Annotated in this window: 24 protein-coding genes; 9 read left to right on the top strand and 15 right to left on the bottom strand. The window is 66.6% G+C overall.

What is annotated here, in order from left to right; all coding sequences use genetic code 11:
* Window positions 1-162: 162 nt before the first annotated feature.
* Complete coding sequence (mdaB, locus tag BLV15_RS12580) at window positions 163-753, bottom strand: NADPH:quinone oxidoreductase MdaB (RefSeq protein ID WP_090228657.1); 591 nt, start codon at window positions 751-753, stop codon at window positions 163-165.
* 160 nt (window positions 754-913) lie between these two features.
* Here mdaB and BLV15_RS12575 point away from each other — a divergent pair, with 160 nt between their 5' ends.
* Window positions 914-1,228, top strand: coding sequence for a putative quinol monooxygenase (locus tag BLV15_RS12575; RefSeq protein WP_090228654.1), 315 nt, complete (start codon window positions 914-916; stop codon window positions 1,226-1,228).
* On the opposite strand, the gene BLV15_RS12570 is transcribed toward BLV15_RS12575, so the two are convergent.
* The 5 genes from BLV15_RS12570 to BLV15_RS12545 all read right to left on the bottom strand — a co-directional run bounded on the left by BLV15_RS12570 (window position 1,203) and on the right by BLV15_RS12545 (window position 5,715).
* A complete protein-coding gene (locus BLV15_RS12570) occupies window positions 1,203-2,495 on the bottom strand; it encodes an NAD(P)/FAD-dependent oxidoreductase (RefSeq protein ID WP_090228651.1) in 1,293 nt (430 codons plus the stop codon). The genes BLV15_RS12575 and BLV15_RS12570 overlap by 26 nt on opposite strands.
* Window positions 2,492-2,728, bottom strand: coding sequence for a (2Fe-2S)-binding protein (locus BLV15_RS12565; protein ID WP_090228648.1), 237 nt, complete (start codon window positions 2,726-2,728; stop codon window positions 2,492-2,494). Before BLV15_RS12565 ends, BLV15_RS12570 begins: the two co-directional genes overlap by 4 nt.
* Entirely contained in the window at window positions 2,721-3,842 is a 1,122-nt protein-coding gene (locus BLV15_RS12560; RefSeq protein ID WP_090228646.1) for an NAD(P)/FAD-dependent oxidoreductase, read from the bottom strand. The genes BLV15_RS12565 and BLV15_RS12560 overlap by 8 nt, the downstream gene beginning before the upstream one ends.
* Entirely contained in the window at window positions 3,839-4,912 is a 1,074-nt protein-coding gene (locus BLV15_RS22310) for a proline racemase family protein (RefSeq protein WP_245728179.1), read from the bottom strand. Before BLV15_RS22310 ends, BLV15_RS12560 begins: the two co-directional genes overlap by 4 nt.
* Window positions 4,913-5,043: 131 nt before the next feature.
* Window positions 5,044-5,715, bottom strand: coding sequence for a GntR family transcriptional regulator (locus BLV15_RS12545; RefSeq protein ID WP_090229098.1), 672 nt, complete (start codon window positions 5,713-5,715; stop codon window positions 5,044-5,046).
* Between the two features lie 158 nt (window positions 5,716-5,873).
* On the opposite strand from BLV15_RS12545, the gene BLV15_RS12540 reads away from it, so the two are divergent.
* From BLV15_RS12540 to BLV15_RS12515, 6 genes are all read left to right on the top strand, one after another.
* Window positions 5,874-6,626, top strand: a complete 753-nt coding sequence (locus tag BLV15_RS12540; protein ID WP_090228643.1) for a FadR/GntR family transcriptional regulator — start codon at window positions 5,874-5,876, stop codon at window positions 6,624-6,626.
* 398 nt (window positions 6,627-7,024) lie between these two features.
* Complete coding sequence (gene kdgD / locus BLV15_RS12535; RefSeq protein WP_090228641.1) at window positions 7,025-7,936, top strand: 5-dehydro-4-deoxyglucarate dehydratase; 912 nt, start codon at window positions 7,025-7,027, stop codon at window positions 7,934-7,936.
* 14 nt (window positions 7,937-7,950) lie between these two features.
* Window positions 7,951-9,387, top strand: coding sequence for an aldehyde dehydrogenase family protein (locus tag BLV15_RS12530; RefSeq protein ID WP_090228639.1), 1,437 nt, complete (start codon window positions 7,951-7,953; stop codon window positions 9,385-9,387).
* A 325-nt stretch (window positions 9,388-9,712) separates the two neighbouring features.
* Window positions 9,713-11,074 (top strand): MFS transporter, encoded by a 1,362-nt coding sequence (locus BLV15_RS12525; RefSeq protein ID WP_090228637.1) that lies wholly within the window; start codon window positions 9,713-9,715, stop codon window positions 11,072-11,074.
* Window positions 11,075-11,136: 62 nt separating this feature from the next.
* Complete coding sequence (gene garD, locus BLV15_RS12520) at window positions 11,137-12,690, top strand: galactarate dehydratase (protein ID WP_090228635.1); 1,554 nt, start codon at window positions 11,137-11,139, stop codon at window positions 12,688-12,690.
* Window positions 12,691-12,902: 212 nt separating this feature from the next.
* Window positions 12,903-13,805, top strand: coding sequence for a chemotaxis protein (locus BLV15_RS12515; RefSeq protein WP_090228632.1), 903 nt, complete (start codon window positions 12,903-12,905; stop codon window positions 13,803-13,805).
* A gap of 52 nt (window positions 13,806-13,857) precedes the next feature.
* Here the strand turns inward: BLV15_RS12515 and BLV15_RS12510 are convergent, their stop codons facing one another.
* A complete protein-coding gene (locus BLV15_RS12510; protein ID WP_090228629.1) occupies window positions 13,858-14,571 on the bottom strand; it encodes a murein L,D-transpeptidase catalytic domain family protein in 714 nt (237 codons plus the stop codon).
* A 146-nt stretch (window positions 14,572-14,717) separates the two neighbouring features.
* Here BLV15_RS12510 and BLV15_RS12505 point away from each other — a divergent pair, with 146 nt between their 5' ends.
* Window positions 14,718-16,334: a L,D-transpeptidase family protein gene (locus tag BLV15_RS12505; protein WP_090228627.1), complete on the top strand. Its 1,617-nt coding sequence runs from the start codon at window positions 14,718-14,720 to the stop codon at window positions 16,332-16,334.
* Window positions 16,335-16,427: 93 nt separating this feature from the next.
* Here BLV15_RS12505 and ahpF read toward each other — a convergent pair whose 3' ends face one another.
* The 3 genes from ahpF to BLV15_RS12490 all read right to left on the bottom strand — a co-directional run bounded on the left by ahpF (window position 16,428) and on the right by BLV15_RS12490 (window position 19,651).
* Window positions 16,428-17,984, bottom strand: coding sequence for an alkyl hydroperoxide reductase subunit F (gene ahpF, locus BLV15_RS12500; RefSeq protein ID WP_090228624.1), 1,557 nt, complete (start codon window positions 17,982-17,984; stop codon window positions 16,428-16,430).
* A 254-nt stretch (window positions 17,985-18,238) separates the two neighbouring features.
* The gene (gene ahpC, locus BLV15_RS12495; protein WP_090228623.1) at window positions 18,239-18,802 is read right to left on the bottom strand and encodes an alkyl hydroperoxide reductase subunit C; all 564 of its coding nucleotides are present in this window, start codon (window positions 18,800-18,802) and stop codon (window positions 18,239-18,241) included.
* Between the two features lie 249 nt (window positions 18,803-19,051).
* Window positions 19,052-19,651 carry a short chain dehydrogenase gene (locus BLV15_RS12490; protein ID WP_090228621.1) on the bottom strand — a complete coding sequence of 200 codons (600 nt, stop codon included), beginning with the start codon at window positions 19,649-19,651 and terminating at the stop codon, window positions 19,052-19,054.
* A gap of 128 nt (window positions 19,652-19,779) precedes the next feature.
* Between BLV15_RS12490 and BLV15_RS12485 the strand changes: the two genes are divergently transcribed.
* The gene (locus BLV15_RS12485) at window positions 19,780-20,133 is read left to right on the top strand and encodes a DUF5629 family protein (RefSeq protein ID WP_090228620.1); all 354 of its coding nucleotides are present in this window, start codon (window positions 19,780-19,782) and stop codon (window positions 20,131-20,133) included.
* A gap of 69 nt (window positions 20,134-20,202) precedes the next feature.
* On the opposite strand, the gene BLV15_RS12480 is transcribed toward BLV15_RS12485, so the two are convergent.
* From BLV15_RS12480 to BLV15_RS12460, 5 genes are all read right to left on the bottom strand, one after another.
* Complete coding sequence (locus BLV15_RS12480; protein WP_090228618.1) at window positions 20,203-20,904, bottom strand: ABC transporter ATP-binding protein; 702 nt, start codon at window positions 20,902-20,904, stop codon at window positions 20,203-20,205.
* 4 nt (window positions 20,905-20,908) lie between these two features.
* Window positions 20,909-21,676, bottom strand: a complete 768-nt coding sequence (livG, locus tag BLV15_RS12475; RefSeq protein ID WP_090228615.1) for a high-affinity branched-chain amino acid ABC transporter ATP-binding protein LivG — start codon at window positions 21,674-21,676, stop codon at window positions 20,909-20,911.
* Window positions 21,673-22,932, bottom strand: coding sequence for a high-affinity branched-chain amino acid ABC transporter permease LivM (locus tag BLV15_RS12470; RefSeq protein ID WP_090228613.1), 1,260 nt, complete (start codon window positions 22,930-22,932; stop codon window positions 21,673-21,675). Before BLV15_RS12470 ends, livG begins: the two co-directional genes overlap by 4 nt.
* Complete coding sequence (gene livH, locus BLV15_RS12465) at window positions 22,929-23,843, bottom strand: high-affinity branched-chain amino acid ABC transporter permease LivH (protein ID WP_090228610.1); 915 nt, start codon at window positions 23,841-23,843, stop codon at window positions 22,929-22,931. The genes BLV15_RS12470 and livH overlap by 4 nt, the downstream gene beginning before the upstream one ends.
* A gap of 118 nt (window positions 23,844-23,961) precedes the next feature.
* Complete coding sequence (locus tag BLV15_RS12460) at window positions 23,962-25,083, bottom strand: branched-chain amino acid ABC transporter substrate-binding protein (protein ID WP_090228609.1); 1,122 nt, start codon at window positions 25,081-25,083, stop codon at window positions 23,962-23,964.
* Window positions 25,084-25,159 lie beyond the last annotated feature (76 nt).

The raw sequence follows: 25,159 nt of genomic DNA, 5'->3' as shown, positions 1-25,159 counted from the left end.
ACCGGGCGGTGGTGGGCGATACTCCGGCTGGTGGGTACGGCGCGGAACCCCCGCGAATGCCCGGACCGGCGCGGAGCGCCTGACCCACCCTACGGTTGTGCCTCATCCCGCCGGCATTGGCCCGCCACCGATCTCATCGCCGCTTAACCCCGCGCGCAACCCTCAGCCGGCGATGCCGAACACCTTGGCCAGGTGCGCCTGGTAGCGCGCCACGTCCGCTTCGATCGCCGGGACCTTCATCACGTCGACGGCGAGGAAGGTCGGCAATGCGCTCATGCCGAGGAACTGGTTGGCCTTGTGGAAGGGGAAATACACCGCGTCCACGCCCTTGGCTTCGAAGAAGTCGGTGGGGTCGTCGAAGGCCTGCTGCGGCGCGTTCCAGGTGGCCGAGATCATGTACTGCTTGCCGTGCAGCAGGCCGCCGCTGCCGTACTTCTGCGAGGCGTCGGAGCGGGTCCGGCCGTCGTTGGCGTAGAGGCTGCCGTGGCCTTCGGTGAAGACTTCGTCGATGTACTTCTTCACCGTCCAGGGAGCGCCCATCCACCAGCCCGGCATCTGCCAGACGACCACATCGGCCCAGAGGAACTTGGCGACTTCCTCGGCGACGTCGTAGCCGCCGTCGATGAAGGTGGTCTTCACGTCGAAGCCGGCGTGGTCGAGGTAGGCCAGTGCGGCCTCGTGCAGGGTGGCGTTGTAGCGGCCGTCGGAGTGGGCGAACTGCTTGCCGCCGTTGAGCAGGAGAATCTTCTTCATTGCGAATGTCCCGTAAAGGTTTGAATGGCGCTCACCTTACGGCCCTCGCGGGGGCGGAAAAAGCCGCTTCCGGGCACATCAATTGTGCGCGAGATTCACCAATCCAATTTTGACTCGTGATTTACGATGTGGTCCTTACCTGTCCAAGGAGCAAACGAGCATGAGCGAGCCCTACGGTTTCATCCTGAAAGCGCACACCCGCGCAGAAAAATCCGCGGCCTTCGAGGCGCTGTTCCGCGGCTACGTCGAAGCCAGCCGTGCCGAACCGGGGTGCATCGAGTACCACATGCTGCGCGACGCCGAGGACCCCACGCTGTTCATCTTCTTCGAGGTCTGGGCCTCACGCGAACACCTCGAGGTGCACTCGGCGCTGCCGCACATGCAGCGCTTCCACACGCAGCGGATGGACTACCTGCGCGAGGATTTCGCCATCCGCCGCATCGACATGCTCAGCCCGGCGTCCGGGCCGAACTGAGGTCCGGAGCCTGGCTTTCGGCGGCGTCCGCGAGTTTCGCCAGCGTGGAGATCCGTGCCGGGCTGAACGGCGGGCGTGGCGCGGGGGGCTGCCAGCCGAACAGGAACTGCGCAGCGCTGCCGCACACGCGGCCCTGGCAGGCGCCCATGCCGCAGCGGCTGCTCAGCTTGGCTTCGGTCCAGCCGCGGCGCCCGCCGATCGCGGAGAGCGGCACGTCCTCGCAACGGCAGACCAGGGTGTCCGGCTGTGCCAACCGGCGCAGCGCCGGGTCGAGGGCGAAGGCCCGGTTGAGGTGGTCGGCGAAGCCTTGCCAGCGTTGCCGCTGCGGCCATAGCGCGCGGGCTTCGGCCAGCATGCCGACCGCCGCGTGACCGGCGATGGCGCCTTCGGCCAGCGCCAGTTCGCTGCCGCCGAACCCGGTACATTCGCCGGCGGCGTAGTGATCGGCGAGGCTGCTGGCCTGCCAGGCGTCGACGCGGATCGCGCCGTCGCTCAGCGCGCAGCCAAGCGCCTCACCGATCTGCGTGTTGGGCACCAGGCCGAAGCCGCAGGCGAGGCGTTCGCAGGCGATTTCCTCGACCCGCTTGCCGACCTGCAGGCGCACGCCTTCGAGCCGCTCGCTGCCGAGCGCGGCGAGCACGTGGCTACCGGTACGGTAGGTCGCATCGAACAGTTCCAGCGCCTGCCAGGCCTTGTTCGGCCAGGCCCAGAGCGCGCTGGCGAAACGTCCCACCGCGCCCAGCGAGGCCTGTTCGGCGATCCGCCCGAGGCGTGCGCCGCGCGCCTTGGCGGTGGCGGCGCTGGCCAGCAGCAAGGGGCCACTGCCGGCGATCACCAGGCGCTCGCCGTCCACCGGCAGGCCGCCCTTGATCAGCGCTTGCAGGCCGCCGGCGCCGGTCACGCCGGGCAGCGTCCAGCCGGGGAAGGGCAGCAGCAGCTCGCGGGCGCCGGTGCAGAGGATCAGCTTGTCGTAGGCGAGCAGCCAGCCGCGCTCGGCGTCTTCCAGCAGCAGGCGTTTCGGCCCGGCGAGGGCGATCACCTTGCAGCCGGCATGGCGCCGCACGTTGGCGCAGGCGTCCAGGCGCGCGCGCATCTCGCGGGCCTTGGGCGGCAGCTCGGCATGCGGGCCGTCGCGCCAGATCTGCCCGCCGGGCAACGGGTTGTCGTCGAGCAGGGCGATGCGCGCGCCGCTCGGCGCAGCGGCGAGAGCAGCGGCCATGCCGGCCGGGCCGGCACCGATGATCAGCAGGTCGACCGCGTCGCTCATGGCCGGGTCTCCACCCGCATGCCGTCGCGGCAGAGGGTCTGGCAGGCCAGCCGGCGCACGCCGTCGATGCTCACCCGGCATTCCTGGCAGATGCCCATGCCGCACAGCGGTGCGCGGCGCTGGCCGCTGACCGAGGTACGTGCGCAGCCGTCGCCCCCCAAGGCAAGGGCGGCGGCCACGCTGGTGCCGTCGGCGACGCGCAGCGGGCGACCGTCGAGAAGGAGTTCAGGCATGCGCGGTGTCTCCGAAGAAGCGCTGCGGCGAGTAATCCTGCGGCGCCAGGGGTGAGGTCTCGCCGAGCAGCTGGGCGACCAGCAGGTCGGCGGTGCCGGGCGCGGTGGTCACGCCGAGGCCCTCGTGGCCGACCGCCAGCCAGACGCCCGCTCGTTGCGGGTGTTCGCCAACCAGCGGCAGGCCGTCCGGGCTGGCGGCGCGAAAGCCGGTCCAGCTGCGGATCGCGTTGAGGTCGCCCAGGCCGGGCATGTAGTGCAGGGCGCGGCCGAGCATCTTCGCCAGCATCCAGCCTTCCACCGCCGGATCGACGCTGTCGAACTGCCGGGAAGCGCCGATGAACAGCTGCCCGGTGGGCCGCGGCTGGATGTTGCAGGCGGCGGACGGGCCGGTGGCGTTGTGCGCGCTGGTGACGTAACCCAGCTCGACCAGCGTGTGCCGGACCTTGCCGGGATAGCGGTCGGTGATCAGCAGGTGGCCCTTCTTCGGCACGATCGGCAGTTCCGGGCACAGCGTGCCGGCCTGCACGCCGTTGGCCAGCAGCACGGCCTGGGCCGCGAGCCAGGTGCCGTCGGCCAGGCGCACGCGGTTGCCGTCGATCTCGACCACCTCGGCGCGTTGCCGGCGGATGCGCGCGGGGTCGCTTTCCAGCAGCCAGCGCGCGGTGTTCGGGGCATAGATAATGCCGTCGCCGGTGACCTTCAGCGCGCCGAGCAGGTCGTCGCGCAGCTCCGGCTCGGTCTCGCGCAGCGCCTGCGCGCCGAGCATCTCGCAGGCCAGCCCGCGGGCGCTCAGCACGGCGTGCTTGGCTTCGGCCACCGCCAGCTCCTCGGGGTTCTCCGCCAGCCACAGCGTGCCATTGCTGCGGTAGGCACAGCCCTCGGGCAATTCGGGCGCGAGGTCGCGCCAGCGCTGCAGCGAGTATTCGCTCAGCGCCAGCTCGGCCGGGTTGTCGTCGAGTACCAGCAGGTGGCCCATGCCGGCGGCGGTGGCGCCGGGCAGGCCGGCGTCCAGCACCTGTACGTCGAGCCCGCGTCGGGCCAGGGCATGGGCGCAGTAGGCGCCGACGATGCCGGCGCCGATGACGATGACGTCGGCGGCGCGGCCCTCGCTCACGGGCGGATGCCCCAGGCGAAGGGGTCGTCGTCCTCGATGATCAGCGTCGCTTCGGCGCTGATGTTGGCGCGCCCGCGGATGGTCGGCACGATCCGGTCGCCCTGCCATTCGAAACTGCCCTCGAACCGGCTGCCGATCACGCTGGCCTGGCGCCAGGTCTCGCCGGGTTGCAGCTTGCCGTCGGCCGCCAGGCACGCCAGCTTGGCGCTGGTGCCGGTGCCGCAGGGCGAGCGGTCGTAGGCCTTGCCAGGGCAGAGCACGAAGTTGCGGCTGTCGGCGGGCAGCCAAGCTGCTGCGCTCGATGGGGCTTCGTTAGGAGCAGGCTCAGAATGCTCATTTACTGCTTGTAAACTGCGCTTCTTCGCCTGCTCCTGCCTCGCCCCCTCTTCGCTCGCGACGCTTGGCTGCGAGCCGTTCGGGGGTGTGTCCTCGGCGAACAGCTCGATGTGGTCGATCAGGCCGCCGTCTTCGCCGCGAATGCCCTGGTCTTCCAGGGCCTTCTGCACGGCGACGGTGTAGGCGGTGAGGGCGTCGAGGTTGTCGCCGGCGATGCGCAGGCCGTGTTCGGCGATCAGGAAGAACCAGTTGCCGCCCCAGGCGATGTCGCCAGTCACCCGTCCGTAGCCGGGTACCTCCAGGCCGACGGCCTGGCGGTAGCGGTAGGACGGCACGTTGCGCACGCTCACCGAGCGGTCGTCGTGCAGCGTCGCCTCGACGGTGCCGACCGGCGTCTCGATCTTGTGCACGCCGGGTTCGATCCAGCCCAGGTGCGCCAGGGACACGATCAGGCCGATGGTGCCGTGGCCGCACATGCCCAGGTAGCCGCTGTTGTTGAAGAAGATCACCCCAGCGCAGGCCTCGGGATCGACCGGCTTGCAGTACAGCGCGCCGACCAGCACGTCGCTGCCGCGCGGCTCCAGCACGCTGGCGGCGCGCCAGTCGTCATGCCGTTCGGCGAGAATCTGCCGGCGCTCGGCCATGCTGCCGGTGCCGAGGTCGGGGAAACCGTCCAGCACCAGCCGGGTGGGTTCGCCGCCGGTGTGGGAATCGAGGACGCGGATGCGTTTCATGCTGCCACCTGAAGCCTGTGAAGGCGCCTAGAGTGGCGCTGGAGGCGGGCGCGGGGCTTGATGGATTTCCGCCGCGCCGATGACGAAATCGGCACGATGCAAAGACGCTGCGGGAAGCCCGGCAAGCACCCCTAGACTTCGGTGATCTCTTCGTTCGGCAGCTGCGCGTAGAGGGTCCGGCAGACGCCGATGATGTGCTGTTCGATCAGTTCGGCGGCGCGGTCGGCGTCGCGATCGGCACAGGCGCGGAGGATCTCCCGGTGTTCCTGGTCGGCGCGCTGCTTGCCCTCGGGGAAGGTCATCTGCATGCGCAGGTAGCGCTCCACCTTGTCGTGGATCGAGCGGATCAGGTTGAGCAGGAACGGCCGTTGCGCGGCTTCGTACAGGCAGGTGTGGAACGCCCAGTTCAGCTCGGCCCAGCGGCCGACGTTGTCGTCGACGATGAATTCGTCGCAGATCGCCGTGGCCCGTTCGAGCTGCGCGCGGGTCATCTTCGGCACCGCCAGGCGGATCGCCTGCACCTCGAGGAGTACCCGCACCTCGAAGATTTGCGCCAGTTCCGGTTCGGAAATCCGCGTGACCACGGCGCCCTTGTTGCGCAGGAACTGCACCAGACCCTCGGCTTCCAGGCGCTTGAGCGCCTCGCGCACGGGAATCTTGCTGACGTTGAACAGCCGCGCGATGTCATCCTGGCGGATCGGCTCGTCCTCGGCGAAATGCCCGGAAATGATCGCTTCGCGCAGGTGCTTGGCGATCACCTCGGAAGCCGACGGCGCGAGGCCAAGGTTGGGTGCGTTGAGAATCGCCAGGGGCATGGGAAGGGGTCCGTTATCGAAGTTTGAATATTGTATACGAGCGACATGGCCGTTGCAGTCGCGCGCATGCCGGCGCGAGCGGTCGGTGATCGTACAACCTCGATCGGGTATGATCGATCCTGCCGAACAGCCATTAAGAATCTTCCATGGAAAGTCCAGATACCCCGCCGCTGCGCACCCGGCGCAAGCACCGCAGCCTCGCCCAGGAGCTGGTCACCGAACTGTCGCAGCAGATTCGCGACGGGGTGATCAAGCGTGGCGACAAGCTGCCCACCGAGTCGGCGATCATGGAAGAGCAGGGCGTCAGTCGCACCGTGGTCCGCGAAGCGCTGTCGCGGCTGCAGGCGGCCGGCCTGGTTGAGACACGCCACGGCATCGGCACCTTCGTGCTGGATACGCCGAGCCCCAGCGGCTTTCGCATCGACCCGGCGACCATCGTCACCCTGCGCGACGTGCTGGCGGTGCTCGAATTGCGCATCAGCCTGGAGATCGAGTCGGCCGGCCTGGCGGCGCAGCGCCGTTCGGCGGAACAGCTCGCGGCGATGCGCGCGGCGCTGGATGCGCTGAATCTCAGCGTCGCGCATGCCAGCGATGCGGTCGCCTCGGACTTCCAGTTCCACCTGCAGATCGCTCAGGCCACCGGCAACCGCTATTTCACCGACATCATGACCCACCTGGGCACCAGCATCATTCCGCGCACGCGGGTGAATTCGGCGCGCATCGCCCATGATGACCAACAGCACTACCTGTCCCGCCTCAGCCGCGAGCACGAGGAAATCTACGAGGCCATCGCCCGGCAGGATTCGGACGCCGCGCGCGCCGCGATGCGCCTGCACCTCACCAACAGCCGCGAACGCTTGCGCCAGGCGCACGAGCAGGCCGAGCAACTGCGGGGCTGAGGCTTCCAGCCGTTGCCGTCTTGGGATCGATGATCGCGAATACGCTTTTAGGCCGTAGGTAGAGGCGCCGCGCCAGACTGGCCGGCTCTTTTCCCGTGCCGGTATCGAGGCCTTGGGTATCGGGGACGCCACCGTTCGGCATCCTGCGGTGACGGGGTATCCCTAGCTGGGATCTGTCGTTATCAGTTGTAATACGACTGCATGGTTTACGGCCGCTGAGCGACGCGGGTGTTTACGCGAATTCCTGCGGGCTAAACCGAGGATAGCCAGCAAACCTGTAGACGAAGGTCGTAGGCGCAAATTCTCGGGCTTGTATTTTCAATCTACAGTTGTACGATGACATACGACATAGCGTAGCTCGCTCGTATTCCTCCATCGCTTTGCAGGGTGTTCCCATAATGAATCCACAAGAACTCAAGTCCATCCTCTCCTCCGGCCTGCTGTCCTTTCCGGTCACCGACTTCGACGCCGCCGGCGAATTCAATCCGGCCGGCTACGTGCGCCGCCTGGAATGGCTGTCCCAATACGGCGCGAGCGCGCTGTTCGCCGCTGGCGGAACCGGCGAGTTCTTCTCCCTCGCGCCGGACGAATACGGTTCGGTGATAAAGACCGCGGTCGATACCTGCGCCAGCAGCGTGCCGATCCTCGCCGGCGTCGGCGGCCCGACCCGCCTGGCCATCCAGTACGCGCAGGAGGCCGAACGCCTGGGCGCCAAGGGCCTGCTGCTGCTGCCGCACTACCTCACCGAAGCCAGCCAGGAAGGCGTGGCCGCCCACGTCGAACAGGTCTGCCGCTCGGTGGACATCGGCGTGGTGGTCTACAACCGCAACGTCTGCCGCCTGACTCCCGTGCTGCTCGAGCAACTGGCCGAGCGCTGCCCGAACCTGATCGGCTACAAGGATGGCCTGGGCGACATCGAGCTGATGGTCTCGATCCGCCGCCGCCTGGGCGACCGCTTCAGCTATCTCGGCGGCCTGCCGACCGCGGAAGTCTATGCCGCCGCCTACAAGGCGCTGGGCGTGCCGGTCTATTCCTCGGCGGTGTTCAACTTCCTGCCGCGCACCGCGATGGACTTCTACCACGCCATCGCCGCCGACGATCACGAGACCGTGGGCAAGCTGATCGACGATTTCTTCCTGCCGTACCTGGACATCCGCAACCGCCGCAAGGGCTACGCGGTGAGCATCGTCAAGGCCGGGGCGAAGATCGCCGGTTACGACGCCGGCCCGGTGCGTGCTCCGCTGACCGACCTGCTGCCCGCCGAGTACGAGGCCCTGGAAGCGCTGATGAGCACCCAGGGCGCTCAATAAGAGGACGTTTCCCCATGGCACAACGTTTCGACAATTTCATCGGTGGCGAATGGGTCGCCGGCGTCGGCTACACCGACAACATCAACCCGTCGGACCTGTCCGATTCCATCGGCGAATATGCCCAGGCCGACGCGGCCCAGGTCGCCCAGGCGATCGAGGCGGCGCACCGCGCGTTCCCGGCCTGGTCGGTGTCCGGTATCCAGGCGCGTGCCGACTCGCTGGAGAAGGTCGGCCTGGAAATCCTCGCACGCCGCGAGGAGCTGGGCGCGCTGCTGGCCCGCGAGGAGGGCAAGACGCTGCCCGAGGCGATCGGCGAAGTCGTGCGCGCCGGCAACATCTTCAAGTTCTTCGCCGGCGAATGCCTGCGCCAGAGCGGCGACCTGCTCGATTCGGTACGCCCTGGCGTCAGCGTCGAGGTGACCCGCGAACCGCTGGGCGTGATCGGCCTGATCACCCCGTGGAACTTCCCCATCGCCATCCCGGCATGGAAGATCGCCCCGGCGCTGGCCTACGGCAACTGCGTGGTGTTCAAGCCAGCCGACCTGGTGCCGGGCTGCGCCTGGGCGCTGGCCGATATCATCTCGCGCGCCGGCTTCCCGGCCGGCGTGTTCAACCTGGTGATGGGCGCGGGCCGCGTGGTCGGCGAGGCCATCGTCGGCGACAAGCGTGTGGACGGCATCAGCTTCACCGGCTCGGTCGGCGTGGGTCGCAGCATCGCCACCCAGTGCGTCGCCCGAGGTGCCAAGGTGCAGCTGGAGATGGGCGGCAAGAACCCGCAGGTGATCCTCGACGACGCGGACCTTGCCGTCGCCGTGGAACTGGCCACGCAGAGCGCCTTCTACTCCACCGGCCAGCGCTGCACGGCGTCCAGCCGGCTGATCGTCACCGCCGGCATCCACGACCGTTTCGTCGAGGCGATGGCCGAGCGCATGCGTTCGATCAAGGTCGGCCACGCATTGGAGCAGGGCGTTCACGTCGGGCCGGTGGTGTCGCAGGCGCAACTCGAGCAGGACCTGCGCTACATCGCCCTGGGCCTGGAGGAGGGGGCGCGGCTGGTGTCCGGTGGCGAGCGCGTGAGCTGTGCGAAGGACGGCTATTACCTGGCGCCGACGCTGTTCGCCGACAGCGATGCGCAGATGCGCATCAGCCGCGAGGAAATCTTCGGCCCGGTGGCCAACATCGTCCGCGTGGCCGACTACGAGGCGGCGCTGGCGATGGCCAACGACACCGAGTTCGGCCTGTCGGCCGGCATCGCGACCACCTCGCTGAAGTACGCCAACCACTTCAAGCGCCACTCCCAGGCCGGGATGGTGATGGTCAACCTGCCCACCGCGGGGGTCGACTATCACGTGCCGTTCGGCGGGCGCAAAGGCTCGTCCTACGGGGCTCGCGAGCAGGGGCGTTATGCCCGCGAGTTCTATACGACGGTGAAGACCACCTACATCGGCTGAGAACCTGTTCATGATCTGCTGCGCGTCGGCCCTACTGCGTTAAAAAACGGGCTCGGACGCTCATTTACAGTTCGTAAACTCCGCGCCCTCGCCCGTTTTTTACCAGCCGGAGGCTGTTACTAACGTAGCGCCTTGTATGGCTCTAGCTCGCGAGATCGTGAACAGGTTCTGAGGACAGCAGCAGTAAGCGGAACGGCGTCGATGGACGCCGGCTCGCAGCAACACTGCGGCGAGGCACGCGAAAAAAAGCGCCTCGCCGGCCGCACGGATGGCGGCAAACGAACCAGTAGACCCCGCCACAAAAACAAAAGTGGGAGTAACCGCTGTGCAAGACACCCAGAAGACTCACGTCCGCTATTTGATTCTGCTGATGCTGTTCCTGGTCACCACGATCAACTACGCCGACCGCGCCACCATCTCCATCGCCGGCTCCAGCCTGCAGAAAGACCTCGGCATCGATGCCGTCACCCTCGGCTACATCTTCTCCGCCTTCGGCTGGGCCTACGTGCTCGGGCAGATTCCGGGCGGCTGGCTGCTCGACCGCTTCGGCTCGAAGAAGGTCTATGCCGCCGGCATCTTCATCTGGTCGCTGTTCACCCTGTTGCAGGGCTTCGTCGGCGGCCTGCCGGTGGCCTGGGCGGTCACCACGCTGTTCGTCCTGCGCTTCATGGTCGGCTTCGCCGAGGCGCCCTCGTTTCCCGGCAATGCGCGCATCGTCGCGGCCTGGTTCCCTACCGCGGAGCGCGGCACGGCCTCGGCGATCTTCAACTCGGCGCAGTATTTCGCCACTGCGCTGTTCGCGCCGATCATGGGCTGGATCGTGCATTCCATGGGCTGGGAACACGTGTTCGTGGTCATGGGCGTACTCGGCATCCTCTTCTCCATCATCTGGATGAAGACGATCTACAACCCCAAGGAACACCCGCGCATCAACCAGGCGGAAATCGACTTCATCGAGCAGAACGGCGGCCTGGTGGACATGGACCAGACCCGCAAGAGCGACGGCCCGCGCTGGGACTACGTGCGCCAGCTGCTGACCAACCGCATGCTGCTGGGTGTCTACCTGAGCCAGTACTGCATCAACGCCATCACCTACTTCTTCCTCACCTGGTTTCCGGTGTACCTGGTGCAGGAACGCGGCATGACCATCCTCAAGGCCGGCTTCATCGCCTCGCTGCCGGCGATCTGCGGCTTCATCGGCGGCGTGCTGGGCGGGGTGATCTCCGACTACCTGCTGCGCAAGGGCCATTCGCTGACCTTCGCCCGCAAGCTGCCGATCGTCTGCGGCCTGACCCTGTCGACCACCATGGTGTTCTGCAACTACGTCCAGGCGGACTGGATGGTGGTCGGCTTCATGACCCTGGCGTTCTTCGGCAAGGGCATCGGCGCGCTCGGCTGGGCGGTGGTGGCGGACACCTCGCCCAAGCAGATCGCCGGCCTCTCCGGCGGCCTGTTCAACACCTTCGGCAACATCGCCTCGATCACCACGCCGATCGTCATCGGCTACATCATCGCCGCCACCGGTTCGTTCAAGTGGGCGCTGGTGTTCGTCGGTGCCAACGCGGTGCTGGCGGTGTTCAGCTACCTGGTCATCGTCGGCAAGATCCGGCGCGTGGTGCTGCATGACGACGACGGCGACGCCGGCACCCAGGTGGTGGATGGCAAACTGGCCGACGCGCGTAGCTGACCGATACCACTCCCGGTTCGCCGGGAGGCTTCACCCCTGACAACGACAACAAGGGCCAACCCATGCAGTTGATCGAACATTCCGATTCCCCGCGTTACGTGCGCCTGCACGATGACGACAACGTCGTGGTGGTGGTGAACGACCAGGGCGTCGCTGCCGGCAGCCGTTTTCCCGATGGGCTGACGGTGATCGAAGGCGTTCCGCAGAGCCACAAGGTGGCGCTGCGCGACATCCCCGCGGGCGGCCCGGTGCTGCGTTACGGGCAGGTCATCGGCTACGCCCGCGAGCCCCTGCGCCAGGGCAGCTGGGTGAAGGAAACCCAGCTCGACATGCCGTCGGCGCCGCCGCTGGACAGCCTGCCCATGTCCGACGCGGTGCCGTCCTCGCTGCCGCCGCTGGAAGGCTTCACCTTCGAGGGTTACCGCAATGCCGACGGCACCGTGGGCACGCGCAACATCCTCGGCATCACCACCACCGTGCAGTGCGTCACCGGCGTGCTCGACCACGCGGTGTCGCGCATCCGCAAGGAACTGCTGCCCAAGTACCCGAACGTCGACGACGTGGTGGCGCTGACCCACAGCTACGGCTGCGGCGTGGCGATCACCGCGCGCGACGCCTACATCCCGATCCGTACCGTGCGCAACCTGGCACGCAACCCGAACCTGGGCGGCGAGGCGCTAGTGATCGGCCTCGGCTGCGAGAAACTCCAGGCCTCCCAAGTGATGCACGAGGACGATCCGTCCGTCGACCTCTCCGAGCAGTGGCTGTACCGCCTGCAGGATTCGCGCAACGGCTTCGTCGAGATGATCGAGCAGATCATGGAACTGGCCGAGGCGCGCCTGCAGAAACTCGACCAGCGCCGCCGCGAGACCGTGCCGGCCTCCGAGCTGATCCTCGGCATGCAGTGCGGTGGCAGCGATGCCTTCTCCGGCATCACCGCCAATCCGGTGCTGGGATACGCCTCGGACCTGCTGATCCGCGCCGGCGCCACGGTGATGTTCTCCGAGGTCACCGAAGTGCGCGACGCCATCTACATGCTCACCTCGCGCGCGGAAAACACCGAGGTGGCCAACGCGCTGGTGCGCGAGATGGACTGGTACGACCGTTACCTGCAGAGCGGCGAGGCCGACCGCAGCGCCAACACCACGCCCGGCAACAAGAAGGGCGGGCTGTCGAACATCGTCGAGAAATCCCTCGGCTCGATCGTCAAATCCGGCAGCAGCGCGATCAACGGCGTGCTCGGCCCGGGCGAGCGGGTCAGCCGCAAAGGCCTGATCTTCTGCGCCACGCCGGCCAGCGACTTCGTCTGCGGCACCCTGCAGCTCGCCGCCGGGATGAACCTCCACGTGTTCACCACCGGCCGCGGCACGCCCTACGGCCTGGCCATGGCACCGGTGGTCAAGGTGTCCACCCGCACCGAGCTGGCCGAGCGCTGGCCGGACCTGATCGACATCGACGCCGGGCGCATCGCCAGTGGCCGGGCGACCCTCGAGGAGATGGGCTGGGAGCTGTTCCGCTACTACCTGGACGTCGCCAGCGGCCGCCAGCAGACCTGGGCCGAGCGCCACGTGCTGCACAACGATCTGGTGCTGTTCAACCCCGCGCCGATCACCTGATCGGCCTTGCCGCCCCGGCGCCGCCCGCCTGGCGTGCCGGTGGGCGCCGTTGCAGCGCCCGAACTGTCCGCCATCATGGCGAACCCCGCCGCGAGGGATAAGATCGCGTCTCTGCGCTGAAGTCTGCGAATCGCCCGCCGATAACCCCTGGTGTCCGTGTTTTCGTGCGTCGCGCAGCGGCCCGATCACTTCAACAGCCCCACGGGAGTTCCATGTCCTCATCCTTCGCCAAGAGCGATGCGCTCTCCCTGCTCCTGTTCACCTTGCGCAGCGGCAAGCTGATGGCAATCAACCTGCTCAAGGTCAGCGAGATCATCCCCTGCCCACGGCTGACCCATCTGCCGGATTCCCACCCGCACGTTGAAGGCATCGCCACCCTGCGCGGCGTCGCCCTGTCGGTGATCAACCTCAGCCGGGCGATCGGCGAGCAGCCGCTGAGCGATCCCGCCGCCGGCTGCCTGATCGTCACCCAGGTCAGCCGTTCCACCCAGGGCCTGCACGTGCAGGGCGTGACCCGGATCGTCCACTGCCGTACCAGCGACATCCGCCCGCCGCCCTATGGCTCCGGGCGCAAGTCGTTCATCACCGGCACCGCCGAGGTGGACGGCGAGCTGATCCAGATCCTGGACATCGAAAAGGTCATCCACGGCATCGCGCCGGCGCCCATCGAGCTGGGCGTGGACGAACTGGATAGCGAGGATGCGCAACTGCTGTCGGAGGCGCGGGTGCTGGTGGTGGACGACAGCCAGGTCGCGCTGCACCAGTCGCTGATTTCGCTGCAGCACCTGGGCGTGGTCTGCCACACCGCCCACAGCGCGCGCGAGGGGATGTCGATTCTCGAAGCGCTGCACGGCAGCGAGGACGCCATCAACATCGTCGTCTCGGACATCGAGATGCCCGAGATGGACGGCTACAGCTTCACCCAGAGCCTGCGCCGGCACGCCGACTTCCGCGATATCTACGTGCTGCTGCACACCTCTCTGGATGCCACGATGAGTGCCGCCCGAGCCACGGAAGCGGGAGCCAACGACGTGCTCACCAAGTTCTCCGCGCCGGAGCTGGGCAAGTGCCTGGTGCGGGCCGTGCGCGCCAATCACGCGGCGCGCATCCGCTAACGGTTGCCGGGAAGGCGCCGATGGCTCGGCGCCTGGTCGGGACGCGCGTGGCTCAGCCGCCGCGGGCCGCCGCCAGGCTGGCGACCAGCTTGGGCTGGCAGTTGAGGTAGACCGACGACTGCAGCCAGCGCTGGTCCGGGTAGTAGGAGAACATGAACTGCCCTCCCTTGAGGCTGTCCACCACTTGTTGCGCCACTTCCGGGCGCACGGCGGGGCAGCCGAGGCTACGGCCGATGCGGCCCTGGCTCCGGATCAGCGCGGGACTCACGTAATCGGCCGGATGGATGACGATGGCGCGCTCGCGGGCGCGGTCGTTGATCCCCGGCTCCAGGCCGTCCATGCGCAGCGAGTAGCCATGTTTGCCGATGTAGCTTTCCTGGGTGCGGAACAGCCCCAGGCTCGACTGATTGCTGCCCTCGACGTTGGAAAAGCGCGTCGCCAGGTTTTCCCCGGATTTCTGCCCGTGGGCGACCAGGTCGCTGAGCACCAGCCGGTTGCTCCGCAGGTCGAAGATCCACAGGCGCCGTTCGGTGGACGGCCGCGAGAAGTCGATGATCGCCAACCGCTGCGCCGGCAGCGCGCCGTTGTTGATGGCGCAACGCATCGCCGAAACGGCGTGCTGGAGGATCTTGCGATTGAGCTGTGGCGCCTGGGCGGCGAGGGTATCCACCTGGCGATCCGGCAGTCGCGGCGCGGCCGAAAGCGGGTTCGCCAGCATCCCCATGCAGACGGCTGCCAAACCGAGCCGTCGAAAAATTGTCATCATGCAGGTAGGTCTCTGTAGTGCGGCTTCCCGGCGTTCACCGGCCGGTTCCGTCTCGTGAGGTCGTTGTGCCTCGCAATTCTCATGCCTGCGGCGTACCGCGAAGTGCGCGGATTCTAGCAGGCGATCCGCCGTTCGGAGTCGAAAAGTTGCTCAATAAACGTACACTTGGTCTGGTTGGGCTGGCGCTGGCCGCCCCGCTGGCATCGGCGCAGGACGTCCTCGTCAACCCGATCCAGCAGCAATTGGCGGACACCCGCTTCGGCTGCGTGCAGCCCGCACCGCCGCTGAACGAAGTCGATCGCGAGTGGCTGCAGGCCTTCTACCTGCAACGCGGGTTCCAGCCGGCCTGGACGGACGAGCGTCTGCAGCGGCTGTTCACCCAGCTGGATGACCTCGCCGACGACGGCCTCGACCCTCAGGCGTACCAGGTGCATCCGCTGCGCCAGCTGGCGCAGTTCGAGCAGCCTTCGCCACAGCTGTCCGCCTGCACCGAGGTGCTCGCCTCCAGCGCCTACCTGCAGGCGCTGCGGCACCTGGCGTTCGGCCGTCTGGAGCAGGCCAAGGTCGAGCCGATGTGGCAACCCGAGGGCAGCCAGCCGACCCTCGACCGCGGGCCGCTGCTGCACCTGGCGGAGGAGCACCTGTCCGATCCCGCCGTGGCGTTCGCCGGGGCGCGGCCGGCCACCGAGGCCTACCAGAGGCTGCGCCTGCGTTACGCCGAATTGCGCCGGCAGCCGCTGCCTGCCTGGCTCGCGGTGCCCACCGGGCCGCTGCTGAAGCCCGGCGCGGTGGATGCGCGCGTGCCGCTGCTGGAACAGCGCCTGCTGCTGCGCGGCGACCTCGCCCAGGGAGTGCCGCCCGCCGAAGCCGGGCAGGGCGCGGTCTACTCGCCGGAGCTGGTCGCGGCCGTGGAAGCCTTCCAGGGCCGCCATCTGCTCAAGCAGGACGGCGTGATCGGCCCGTCCACCCTCACCGAACTGAACCGCTCGGCCAGCGAGCGCATGGATCAGATCCGCGTGAACCTCGAGCGGCTGCGCTGGCTCGCCCACCAGCTCAGCCCGACCGGCGTACTGGTGGACGTGGCCGGCAGCGAAGTAGCGTTCTACCGCGACGACAAGCGGGTCTGGCGCGCGCGCACCCAGGTCGGGCGCCCGTCCCGGCCGACGCCGCTGCTGCGCTCGCAGATCACCCACCTGACGCTGAACCCGACTTGGACCGTGCCGCCGACCATCCTGCGCGAAGACAAGCTGCCCGAACTGCAGCGCGACGCCGCCGGCTACCTGGCCAGCAACAACATGCAGGTGATCGATTACGACGGCAACGCGGTCGATCCGCGGGGCGTCGACTGGAGCCATCCGGGGCGCATCCTGATCCGCCAGGAGCCCGGGCCGCACAATGCCCTCGGCCGCGTGGCGATCCGCTTCCCCAACCCGTTCTCGGTGTACCTGCACGACACGCCGAGCCAGCGCCTGTTCGATAACCTGCCGCGGACCTTCAGCTCGGGCTGCGTGCGCGTCGAGCGGGTCTCCGAGCTGATCGACCAGTTGCTCGCCGAGGTCACGCCGAGGGAGCGCGAACGCATCGCCCGGCTGTGGGATACCGGCCGCACGCTGCGCGCCGACCTGCCCAAGCCGGTGCCGATCCTGATGGCCTACTGGACCGCCCAGGTCGGCGACGACGGTCAGCTGCAGTTCCGCCCGGACATGTACGGCTACGACGCGCGCGTGCTCGCCGCGCTGAATGCGGCGGGCAAGCGCGGCTAGCGCGGGTGGACGCGGCGCCTGTGACGCACCTTTCGCAGGCATGAAAAAAGCCGGGCATCTCGCGATACCCGGCTTTTTTGTTTGCCTGATCGATCAGCTGTTGCGGATCAGGTGGTCGAAAGCGCTCAGCGAGGCCTTCGCGCCTTCGCCGACGGCGATGACGATCTGCTTGTACGGCACCGTGGTCACGTCGCCGGCGGCGAAGATGCCCGGCAGCGAGGTTTCGCCGCGCGCATCGACGATGATCTCGCCGCGGGGCGACAGCTCCACCGAGCCTTTCAACCAGTCGGAGTTCGGCAGCAGGCCGATCTGCACGAAGATGCCTTCCAGTTCCAAAGAAACGAACTCGTCGGAGTTGCGATCCTTGTAGACCAGGCCGGTGACTTTCTGCCCGTCGCCCTTCACTTCGCTGGTCAGCGCGCTGGTGATCACGCTGACGTTGGGCAGGCTGTAGAGCTTCTTCTGCAGTACCGCATCGGCGCGCAGCTTGCTGTCGAACTCCAGCAGCGTGACCTGGGAAACGATGCCGGCCAGGTCGATGGCCGCTTCGACGCCGGAGTTGCCGCCGCCGATCACCGCCACGCGCTTGCCCTTGAACAGCGGACCGTCGCAGTGCGGGCAGTAGGCCACGCCCTTGTTACGGTACTCCTGCTCGCCGGGCACGTTCATTTCCCTCCAGCGGGCGCCGGTGGAGAGGATCACGGTCTTCGCCTTGAGGCTGGCACCGCTCTCGAACTTCACTTCGTGCAGGGCGCCTTCGCCGCTGGCCGGAATCAGCTGGCTGGCGCGCTGCAGGTTCATGATGTCGACCTCGTACTGGCGCACGTGCTCTTCCAGCGCGCGTGCCAGCTTCGGCCCTTCGGTCTCCTGCACGGAGATGAAGTTCTCGATGGCCATGGTGTCCAGCACCTGACCGCCGAAGCGCTCGGCGGCGACACCGGTGCGGATACCCTTGCGCGCGGCGTAGATCGCCGCCGCGGCGCCGGCCGGGCCGCCGCCGATGACCAGCACGTCGAAGGCTTCCTTGGCGTTGAGCTTCTCGGCGTCGCGGGCCGAGGCGCCGGTGTCGATCTTGGCGAGGATCTGCTCGACGTCCATGCGGCCCTGGCCGAACAGCTCGCCGTTCAGGTAGATGCTTGGCACCGACATGATCTGGCGGTCGTTGACTTCGTCCTGGAACAGCGCGCCGTCGATGGCGACATGGCGGATGTTCGGGTTGAGCACGGCCATCAGGTTCAGCGCCTGGACCACGTCCGGGCAGTTCTGGCAGGACAGCGAGAAGTAGGTCTCGAAGTTGAATTCGCCTTCCAGGCCCTTGATCTGCTCGAGGGTTTCGGCCGTGGCTTTCGACGGGTGTCCGCCGACCTGCAACAGGGCGAGTACCAGCGAGGTGAATTCGTGGCCCATCGGCAGGCCGGCGAAACGCAGGCTGATGTTGCCGTTGGGACGGTTGAGCGAGAACGACGGCTTGCGGGCGTCCGCGCCATCGGTCTTGAGGGTGATCTTGTCGGTCAGGCTGACGATGTCCTGCAGCAGGCCGAGGGTTTCCTGAGATTTCGCGCTGTCATCGAGGGACGCGACGATCTCGAACGGCTGGGTGACCTTTTCGAGGTAGGCCTTCAACTGGGTTTTAAGATTGTCGTCCAACATGGCGGCGGTTTCCCTTTTGCTGAATTTTGAGAAAAGAACGCCCGGGCGGATCGCACCCGGGCGTCGGGCACCTTCTAAACTTCATGAGCTTAGCCGGCGAAAAATGGACTGAAGAGCGTCGCGAGCGACGGCAGTGCGAGGCGAAATCAGGCGAGGGCCGGTCGGAGTCGCGGGCGACTTTACGAACTGTAAATGAGCAGCCCGAGCCTGATTTCAACGCTGCAATGCCTAGCGCAGCAGCTCTACAACCATTTTTAGATCTTGCCGACCAGGTCCAGCGACGGAGCCAGGGTCTTCTCGCCTTCTTTCCACTTGGCCGGGCAGACTTCGCCCGGGTGAGCGGCGGTGTACTGGGCGGCTTTCAGTTTGCGCAGGGTTTCCGACACGTCACGAGCGATCTCGTTGGAGTGGATTTCCACGGTCTTGATCACGCCTTCCGGGTTGATCAGGAAGGTGCCGCGCAGGGCCAGGCCTTCTTCCGGAATGTGCACGCCGAAGGCGTTGGTCAGTTGGTGGGTCGGGTCACCGATCAGCGGGAACTGCGCCTTGCCAACGGCCGGCGAGGTTTCGTGCCATACCTTGTGCGAGAAGTGGGTATCGGTGGTGACGATGTACACCTCGGTACCGGCCTTCTGGAACTCGGCGTAGTTGTTGGCGGCGTCTTCGATCTCGGTCGGGCAGTTGAAGGTGAAGGCAGCCGGCATGAAGATCAGTACCGACCACTTGCCTTTGAGGGATTCCTCGGTGACTTCGATGAACTTGCCGTTGTGGAATGCGTTGACTTTGAAAGGCTGGACTTGAGTGTTGATCAGAGACATCAGTGGAGCTCCTTCAGGGGGTTTGGAAAATTTGATGTCGCCATCCTAACGAGGTTGGCGGGAAAGTTTTAATTGATTGAGGCGATGAGTGTCATTGGCTGACTCTATGCTGCGGCGCCTCTCGCGCAAGGAACATGATCGACCAGTCGCCCGCAACACGCCAGCAGCGAAAACGGCCCGCAAGGGGCCGCTCCGTTCCATCGGGGATTCTCATGTCTGGGTGTGACAATCCCTCGACTCCGATGTTCGTCAGCGCGGCTTGTAGACCTGCCCGGTCTGCGCGCCCTCGACGCTCCTGGCGTAGGCCAGCGCCGCTTCCGCTGCGGGGATCGGCTTGAAGCCGCGAAAATAGCTGGCGTACACCTCCATCGACTCCTCGACCACCGTCGGGCTTACCGCGTTGACGCGCAGGCCGCGGGGCAGCTCGATCGCCGCGCCGCGGACGAAACCGTCGATCGCGGCGTTGACCAGGCTCGCCGAGCTGCCGAAACGGATCGGCTCGTCGCTGATGATGCCCGAGGTGAAGGTGAAGGACGCGCCGTCGTTGGCGAACTCGCGGCCGATCAGCAGCAGGTTGACCTGGCCCATCAGCTTGTCGCGCAGGCCGACGGCGAACTGTTCCCCGCCCATCTCGGCCAGCGCGCCGAAGTGCACCTTGCCCACCGCGCTGACCAGCGCATCGAAGCGGCCGACCTGCTCGAACAACCGGCGGATCGAGGCCGTATCGGTGATGTCGACCTGATGGTCGCCGTTGCTGCGGCCGACCCGGACGATCTCGTGGCGCGGGGCGAGTTCGGCATCGATCGCCTTGCCGAGGGTACCGCTGGCGCCGATGAGGATGATCTTCATGGAGCTGCTCCTGTCGGGGAATGGACACCCAGTGTAGGCGCAAGCCGGTCACGGCGGTGAGCGCCCGCGCGGCAGTGGGCACTGCGCAGGCGCTATCATGCGCGCTCCCTTTGCCGACGATGACCCTCATGACTACGGAAACACCGACGCTGCTGACCGCCCTGGAAACCGCCGACATGCTGCTGATCGACGACCTGCACGCCTGGCAGTTCGCGCTGGACGAGGCGGCGCTGGCGCAGGTCGCGCAGGGCGTCTTCGCCGACGCCGACGGCCTGCTGAGCATCGAGTGCATGGACGGCCGCACCCGCCGCGTCTGGCGCTTCTCTTCCGTGCAGGTACGGGCCGCCACCTTCGATGCGCCGAGCGACAGCTGGCGCATCGCCGACGCCGACGGCGAACACCGGCTGGTGTGTATGGCGGCATTCGGTGGCGACGACAGCGACGCCGACAACGAGCAGCAGGGCGCCAGCAACGACGCGTAGAAAACGCGAGCCGCCTGCCAGCGCGCATAAAAAACCGCCCCGAAGGGCGGCTTTTTCGTTCTGGCAGGCTCAGCCGCCGAGGTAGGCGTCGCGCACCTTCGGGTCGTGCAGCAGGTCCTGCCCGCTGCCCTGCATGACGATCCGGCCGTTCTCCAGCACGTAGCCGCGGTCGGCGAGCTTGAGCGCCTGGTTGGCGTTCTGCTCGACGAGGAACACGGTCACGCCGTCCTCGCGCAGCTGTTCGATGATGTCGAAGATCTGCTGGATGATGATCGGCGCCAGGCCCAGCGACGGTTCGTCGAGCAGCAACAGCTTGGGCTTGCTCATCAGCGCACGGCCGATGGCGAGCATCTGTTGCTCGCCGCCGGACATGGTGCCGGCGCGCTGCGCCAGGCGTTCCTTGAGCCGCGGGAACAGGTGCAGCACCTTGTCCAGCTGCTGCTGGTTGTCCGCCTTGCTGCCAAAGAAACCGCCCATGGCGAGGTTTTCCTCGACGGTCAGGCGGGCGAACACGCGGCGGCCTTCCGGCACCACGGCGATGCTCTTGCGCATGATCTGCGGGGTTTCCAGGCCGACCAGTTCCTCGCCTTCGTAGCGAATGCTGCCGCTGGTGGCCTGCGGCGAGCCGCAGAGGGTCATCAGCAGGGTAGATTTGCCGGCGCCGTTGGCCCCGATCAGGGTGACGATCTCGCCCTTGCGGACTTCCACGCTGACGCCGTGCAGCGCCTGGATCTTGCCGTAGAAGGTGGACACGTTATCGAAATACAGCATTGGATTACGCCTCCCCCAGATAGGCTTTGATCACGTCCGGGTTGTCGCGGACCTGCGCCGGCGTGCCGTCGGCCAGGGGCGTGCCCTGGTTGATCACGAAGATGTGGTCGGAAATGCTCATCACCAGGTGCATGTCGTGCTCGATCAGCAGCACGGTGACGTTGTGCTCGTCGCGCAGCACGCCGATCAGTTGCTTGAGGTCTTCGGTTTCCCGCGGGTTGAGGCCGGCGGCCGGTTCGTCGAGCATCAGGATGCGCGGGCGCGTCATCATGCAGCGGGCGATTTCCAGGCGGCGCTGCTGGCCGTAGGCGAGGGTGCCCGCCGGGCGGTTGGCGACGTCGGTCAGGTTGACCCGTTCCAGCCAGTGCGCGGCGAAATCCATCGCTTCGCGCTCGCTGCGGCGGTAGCCCGGCGTCTTCAGCAGGCCGGCGAGGAAGTTGGTGTTGAGGTGGCGATGCTGCGCCACCAGCAGGTTTTCCACCGCGGTCATGTCCTTGAACAGGCGCACGTTCTGGAACGTCCGCACCACGCCCTTGCGCGCGATGTGATGGCCCGGCAGGCCTTCGATCTGCTCGCCGGCGAGGCGGATGCTGCCGGAAGTCGGCTTGTAGAAACCGGTCAGGCAGTTGAACACGGTGGTCTTGCCGGCGCCGTTCGGGCCGATCATCGAGACCACCTGTTTTTCCTCGACGCGCAGGTTCACCCCGTTGACGGCCAGCAGGCCGCCGAAACGCATGGACAGCCCGCTCACTTCAAGAATCGGCTGGCTCATCGTTTCAACTCCAGGTGGGGACGCTGCATGGGCAGCAGGCCCTGCGGACGCCAGATCATCATCAGCACCATCAGGGCGCCGAACATCAGCATGCGGTACTCGCTGAACTCACGCATCAGCTCGGGCAGCAGGATCATCACGATGGCGGCGAGGATCACCCCCAGCTGCGAACCCATGCCGCCGAGCACGACGATGGCGAGGATGATCGCCGACTCGATGAAGGTGAAGGATTCCGGCGTCACCAGACCCTGGCGGGCGGCGAAGAAGCTGCCGGCGAAACCGGCGAAGCAGGCACCGAGGGTGAACGCCGAGAGCTTGATCGCGGTGGGGTTCAGGCCCAGCGCGCGGCAGGCGATCTCGTCCTCGCGCAGCGCCTCCCAGGCGCGGCCGATCGGCATGCGCAGCAGGCGGTTGATCACGAACAGGGTCAGCAGCACCAGCAGCAGGGCGATCAGGTAGAGGAAGATCACCTTGTTGATCGAGTTGTAGGCCAGGCCGAAGTACTCGTGGAAGGTCTGCATGCCCTCGGCGGCCTTGCGCTCGAAGGAGAGGCCGAACAGCGTCGGCTTCTCGATGTTGCTGATGCCGTTGGGGCCGCCGGTGATGCTGGTCAGGTTGCGCAGCAGGATGCGGATGATCTCGCCGAAGCCCAGGGTCACGATCGCCAGGTAGTCGCCGCGCAGGCGCAGCACCGGGAAGCCGAGCAGGAAGCCGAACAGCGCGGCCATCGCCCCGGCGATCGGCAGGCAGGTCCAGAAGCCGAAGCCGTAGTAGCTCGACAGCAGCGCGTAGCTGTACGCGCCGACGGCGTAGAAGCCCACGTAGCCGAGGTCGAGGAGGCCGGCGAGGCCGACGACGATGTTCAGGCCGAGGCCGAGCATCACGTAGATCAGGATCAGCGTGGCGATGTCCACCGCGCCGCGCGAGCCGAAGAACGGCCAGACCAGCGCGAGCATGACCAGCGCCAGGATGATCCAGCGCTGCGTCGACGGCAGGGTGAGGAAGTTGCCGGCACCGGCCGGTACGCTCGGCAGGTTCGGGCTGGCGGCCCAGCCGGCGGCCAGGTGATGGCGGAACAGCTGCCAGACGAACATCGCCACGGCGCAGCCGGCGATGATCCACAGGGTGGTGGCGCTGGCGCCGTGCACCTGCAGGCCGATGCCCACGGTGGTCAGCTTGAGGCCGAGCACCGGGTAGGCCACGGCGATCACCAGCAGGGCGCTGAAGAACGCGGTCTTGAGTTTGTGTGCGGTCATACTTTTTCAACCTCCGGGCGGCCCAGGATGCCGGTCGGCCGGAACAACAGAACGAGAACCAGCAGGCTGAAGGCGACGACGTCCTTGTACTGGTCGCCGAACAGGTCGGCGCCGAAGGCTTCGGCGACGCCCAGCACCAGCCCGCCGAGCATGGCGCCGGGGATGCTGCCGATACCGCCGAGCACCGCGGCGGTGAACGCCTTGATCCCGGCGAGGAAGCCTAGGTGCGGGTTGATCACGCCGTATTGCAGGCCCAGCAGCACCGCGGCGACCGCCGCCAGGGCGGCGCCGATGACGAAGGTCAGGGCGATGATGTTGTTGGTGTTGATGCCCAGCAGGTTGGCCATCTTGATGTCTTCGGCGCAGGCGCGGCAGGCGCGGCCGAGGCGCGAACGCGAGATGAACAGCGTCAGCCCGAGCATGGTCAGGGTGGTGACGACGAAGATCAGGATCTGCATGTAGGAGATCGTCACGCCGTTATCGCCGAGCACCAGGTTGCCGGGGATCAGGTTGGGGATCGCCTTGTCCTTTGAGTCCTGGGTCAGCAGGACCTCGTTCTGCAGGAAGATCGACATGCCGATCGCCGAGATCAGCGGGATCAGCCGGTTGCTGCCGCGCAGCGGCCGGTAGGCGACCCGTTCGATGCTGTAGCCATACGCACTGGTGACGATGACGCTGGCGGCGAAGGCCGCGATCATCACGATGGGCAGGCTGTGGATGCCGAACATGGCGAGGCCGGCGATGGCCATGAACGCCACGTAGGAACCGATCATGTACACCTCGCCGTGGGCGAAGTTGATCATGCCGATGATGCCGTAGACCATGGTGTAGCCGATGGCGATCAGGGCATAGGTGCTGCCAACGGTGAGACCGTTAACCAGCTGCTGAAGGTAGTGGTAGAGCTCGGGCATTACCTGACTCCTGGAACATCCCGTACTGCGGCGCTCGTGACGCGTGGATGTCCGGAACATGCGGATAGACAAAGCCCACTGCGCGAACGCAGTGGGCTTTGGGTTTCAAGCGTGACGCTTACTTGGCTTCTGTCTTGGTACCGTCCTGGTGCCATTCGTAGACCACGAAGCTGAAGTCCTTCAGGTCGCCCTTGTCGTCGAAGCCGAGGCTGCCGGTCGGGGTGTCGAAGCTGTTGGCGCGCAGCGCGGCGGCGACCTTGTCGGTGTCGGTGCTGCCGGCTTTCTTGATGCCATCGGCGATCACCTGGACCGCGGCGTAGGCCGGGAACACGAACGGACCGGTCGGGTCCTGGTTCTTCGCCTTGAAGGCCTCGACCAGCGCCTGGTTCTTCGGATCCTGGTCGAAGGATTTCGGCAGGGTGACCAGCAGGCCTTCGGAAGCCGGGCCGGCGATCGCCGAGATTTCCTTGTTGCCCACGCCTTCCGGCCCCATGAACTTGACCTTCAGGCCTTTTTCGCTGGTCTGGCGCAGCAGCAGGCCGAGTTCCGGGTGGTAGCCGCCGTAGTAGACGAAGTCGACGTTGGCCTGCTTCAGCTTGGCGATCAGCGAGGAGAAGTCCTTGTCGCCGGAGTTGATGCCTTCGAACATCGCGACCTTGACGCCCTTGGCTTCCAGGGTCTGCTTGACGGCGGTGGCGATGCCTTCGCCGTATTGCTGCTTGTCATGGATCACGGCAACCACTTTCGGCTTGACGTGGTCGGCGATGAAGGCGCCGGCGGTCGGGCCCTGCAGGCTGTCCAGGCCGATGGTGCGGAAGATCAGCTTGTAGCCGCGCGCGGTGATTTCCGGGCTGGTGGCGGCCGGGGTGACCATCATGATGCCTTCGTCTTCGTAGATGTCCGAAGCCGGCTGGGTGGAGCTGGAGCACAGGTGGCCGACGACGAATTTCACGTCGTCGTTGACGATCTTGTTGGCCACGGCGACCGCTTGTTTCGGGTCGCAGGCGTCGTCGTAGACCACGCCTTCGAGTTGCTCGCCGTTGACGCCGCCGGCCTTGTTGATCTGCTCGATCGCCATCTTGGCGCCGATGAACTGCATTTCACCGTACTGGGCGACCGGACCGGTCACGGGACCGGCGAGGGCGATCTTGATGGTGTCGGCGGCAACGGAATAGCTGGCAGCGCCGGCCAGGGCCATGGCGGCGAACAGTTTGGAAAGCTGCTTGGTAGCCTTGTTCATTGGTGCTCCACTCTCTGGTGTTTTGGTTGTGTCGGCTCTGCGCGGCAGGCCGTGGAACCGAACGGTAGACCCTCCG

The sequence above is a fragment of the Pseudomonas kuykendallii genome (genome assembly GCF_900106975.1).
In the GTDB taxonomy this organism is placed as follows: Bacteria; Pseudomonadota; Gammaproteobacteria; order Pseudomonadales; family Pseudomonadaceae; genus Pseudomonas_O; species Pseudomonas_O kuykendallii.
Note: the sequence above shows the minus strand (reverse complement) of the source record. Positions and strands in the feature narration are given on the sequence as shown.

Coding starts and splice junctions, on each gene's coding strand:
- BLV15_RS12485 (WP_090228620.1), top strand. CDS start 19,780: ATGACTACGGAAACACCGACGCTGCTGACCGCCCTGGAAACCGCCGAC.
- BLV15_RS12530 (WP_090228639.1), top strand. CDS start 7,951: ATGGCACAACGTTTCGACAATTTCATCGGTGGCGAATGGGTCGCCGGC.
- BLV15_RS12540 (WP_090228643.1), top strand. CDS start 5,874: ATGGAAAGTCCAGATACCCCGCCGCTGCGCACCCGGCGCAAGCACCGC.
- BLV15_RS12515 (WP_090228632.1), top strand. CDS start 12,903: ATGTCCTCATCCTTCGCCAAGAGCGATGCGCTCTCCCTGCTCCTGTTC.
- livH (WP_090228610.1), bottom strand. CDS start 23,843: ATGCCCGAGCTCTACCACTACCTTCAGCAGCTGGTTAACGGTCTCACC.
- ahpF (WP_090228624.1), bottom strand. CDS start 17,984: ATGTTGGACGACAATCTTAAAACCCAGTTGAAGGCCTACCTCGAAAAG.
- BLV15_RS12575 (WP_090228654.1), top strand. CDS start 914: ATGAGCGAGCCCTACGGTTTCATCCTGAAAGCGCACACCCGCGCAGAA.
- BLV15_RS12460 (WP_090228609.1), bottom strand. CDS start 25,083: ATGAACAAGGCTACCAAGCAGCTTTCCAAACTGTTCGCCGCCATGGCC.
- kdgD (WP_090228641.1), top strand. CDS start 7,025: ATGAATCCACAAGAACTCAAGTCCATCCTCTCCTCCGGCCTGCTGTCC.
- ahpC (WP_090228623.1), bottom strand. CDS start 18,802: ATGTCTCTGATCAACACTCAAGTCCAGCCTTTCAAAGTCAACGCATTC.
- mdaB (WP_090228657.1), bottom strand. CDS start 753: ATGAAGAAGATTCTCCTGCTCAACGGCGGCAAGCAGTTCGCCCACTCC.
- BLV15_RS12470 (WP_090228613.1), bottom strand. CDS start 22,932: ATGACCGCACACAAACTCAAGACCGCGTTCTTCAGCGCCCTGCTGGTG.
- BLV15_RS12565 (WP_090228648.1), bottom strand. CDS start 2,728: ATGCCTGAACTCCTTCTCGACGGTCGCCCGCTGCGCGTCGCCGACGGC.
- livG (WP_090228615.1), bottom strand. CDS start 21,676: ATGAGCCAGCCGATTCTTGAAGTGAGCGGGCTGTCCATGCGTTTCGGC.
- BLV15_RS12570 (WP_090228651.1), bottom strand. CDS start 2,495: ATGAGCGACGCGGTCGACCTGCTGATCATCGGTGCCGGCCCGGCCGGC.
- BLV15_RS12480 (WP_090228618.1), bottom strand. CDS start 20,904: ATGCTGTATTTCGATAACGTGTCCACCTTCTACGGCAAGATCCAGGCG.
- garD (WP_090228635.1), top strand. CDS start 11,137: ATGCAGTTGATCGAACATTCCGATTCCCCGCGTTACGTGCGCCTGCAC.
- BLV15_RS12510 (WP_090228629.1), bottom strand. CDS start 14,571: ATGATGACAATTTTTCGACGGCTCGGTTTGGCAGCCGTCTGCATGGGG.
- BLV15_RS22310 (WP_245728179.1), bottom strand. CDS start 4,912: ATGAAACGCATCCGCGTCCTCGATTCCCACACCGGCGGCGAACCCACC.
- BLV15_RS12490 (WP_090228621.1), bottom strand. CDS start 19,651: ATGAAGATCATCCTCATCGGCGCCAGCGGTACCCTCGGCAAGGCGATC.